The following is a 2,284-nucleotide window of genomic DNA, read 5'->3' on the forward strand; positions in this document are numbered from 1 at the left end:
GTCCGGCCAGGGCGAGAACGAGAAAGAACAGGCAGAGGAAATCGTGCTTGAAGAGGAGCTCGATGTGAGCGGTCCACGACCGGGGCCCGCCGACCTCCCATTTGAAGTCTTGGAGATTGCCCGAGCGGAAGACCGTCGCCAAAAGGTAATAGAGGATGCTCTTGGCCGCCGCATAGGCCGCCAGTCCCAAGAGTCCCAGGGTCGCAAGCCCCGGCGAACCGGATGAAGACGACGCGACCGTCAGCCCCAGCAGAAAGGAAAATTCGGAGAAGTCGTCGCTGAGCGTATCCAGCCATTGTCCGAGACGCGTGCATTGCGAGCGGAGGCGGGCCAACTCGCCGTCCACGCCGTCGAGCGTCGACTGGAGCTGAAGGAGGGCGGCGCCGACGACCCCCAGGGTGTAGGTTCCTCGCGCCACGGCGACACCCGAGGCCAATCCCAGCAGCATCGTAATAATCGAAATCTGGTTGGGTGTGATCGGGACGCCCGCCAGGCGCCGCGTGATCGCCAAGGAGATGCGGCGGTTCAGCCAGCGGGAGACGAGGCCGTCGGCCGGTTTGCGGAGCGCGTTCAGGTTCACGGGTTGGGCTTACCCGACAACTTAAAACAAATCAAATCGGGCCGAGGCGCCGGTCAGGAAGCCGTTGCGGCCGTCTCCTTGGACGAAGTTGAAGGAAAGGATGCGTTCGTAGCCCAACTCCAGGCGGAGTCTGATCTTCGGATTCAGGGGACGCACGAGGTAGTCGCCGCGGATGTGCGCGGCGATCCGGTGCTCGGCCGGCGCGGGCGTGACCACGGTCAGCCGCCGGTTGCCGCCGTCGGGGTCGAGGAGTTCCAAGAGCACGTCGCCGTCCCTCCGCTCGTAGCGGAAGTTCCAGGTCAGGCGCAGGCGTTCCGAAGGATCGTGCGTGAAGGTCACGTAGGCCCCGTCCGCCTGGGGTCCCAGTTCGTCACCCCAGAGCCGCCCGTTCAGGGCCATGCCGGTTCGGAAGGTTCCGTGACGGTAGAAATACGGAGACCCGTGACGGTATTCCAGGCGGAGCGCCATCGTTCCTTCGTTGTTCAGCCGCGGAATGTAGATCCCCGCCTGGTGGTTGGCGAGGTCGGTGATCATAAAAGTGCGATCGTGGTAGACGTCTTCGAATTGAAGTTCCCAGTAAAGCTGGGTGTTGCGCAGAAAGGGGAGATAAAACCGGAAATCGAAACCGGTTTCCCGGTTGGCGACGTTCTCCACGCCGCGCGTGTTGCCCCGGAAGCCGAAGAACTCGCTCACGGCGCGGCCGAACGAGAGCGACGGAGAGCCGTCGCCCCCCATCATGACCAACTGGCTCAAGCCGACCTCGAAGAAGGACACGGGCTTGAGGTTGACCTTGAACCCCGTCAGGAAGGAATGGGGAAACTCCCTCTCCGGACCGAGATTGGCGGCGAAGAGGGTGTAACGGATGGGACCGATGTAGCGGAAGATCCACGGCAGAATGCTCGGGGACGGGTTCGACACCTTGATCATGTCCAGGGGCCGGGCGTTGTTGGAGAGGAGGATGCCGCCGAACTCGCCCTGACCCCATTCGATCGAATCGCGTCCGGCCAGAAGTTCAAAGTGAGGGACGGCGAACTTGGCGTAGAGTTGCTGGACGTAGGGATGGACGCTCGCATCGCCGCCGTGGGTCACGTCGAATTGGAGGCGGGGACGGAGGTAGAAGGAAAAGAAGCGGCCCGCCCGGAGCCGGTGCTCGGTCTCCAGGGCCAACTGGTGGCCGTCGGGGTAGCGCCGTCCCTCCCGGTAGGCGGAGAGCGGTTCGATCCGGGCGTCCACGGGGCCCAGCCCGTTATCGGGTACGGGACGCGCCTCGCTGTCCAAAAAGGTGTAGCCGCCCTCCACGTAGGAGAGCGGGTGGAGGGAGAAGGTCTTCCGGTCGCCTTCGGCCGCCCCCAGTTGCACCAATTCCTCCCGGTAGTCCCTTTCGAGCCTTTCCAAGAGGTCGTCGGTCCCGATGCGCAGGCCGATCTCCCGTTCGTCCGGGGCGAGGACGGGCCCTTGGGCGCGTTGTTTCTTCACCGCCGCGGCGATGATCCGGGCGATCTCTCCCCGGCTCCAGGGCCTCTGGCCGTAGATCACGTCCCTCGCCAGCCCCAACCCCACCAGCCGGTCGATGTCGCGATAGACGGGGTCGTCGACGGGGACATTGGCCGTGCTGTAATCCGCGGCCAGGGCCGGCAACGGCGCCAGCATCAAGAGGAGGGCGAGGGTGAGGGGTTTGGCCGTTTTCAAGCTTTCTTCGCGCGG

2 protein-coding genes are annotated in these 2,284 nt (G+C 64.4%); both read right to left on the reverse strand.

Annotated elements, in window-relative coordinates:
• Positions 1-580, reverse strand: a 580-nt coding sequence (locus VLJ37_08265) for a CDP-alcohol phosphatidyltransferase family protein (GenBank protein ID HSA59664.1), incomplete at its 3' end; no start/stop codon positions are given.
• Between the two features lie 21 nt (positions 581-601).
• Positions 602-2,284, reverse strand: a 1,683-nt coding sequence (locus VLJ37_08270; GenBank protein ID HSA59665.1) for a capsule assembly Wzi family protein, incomplete at its 5' end; no start/stop codon positions are given.

The organism is bacterium, from assembly GCA_035454885.1.
Taxonomy (GTDB): domain Bacteria; phylum UBA10199; class UBA10199; order JACPAL01.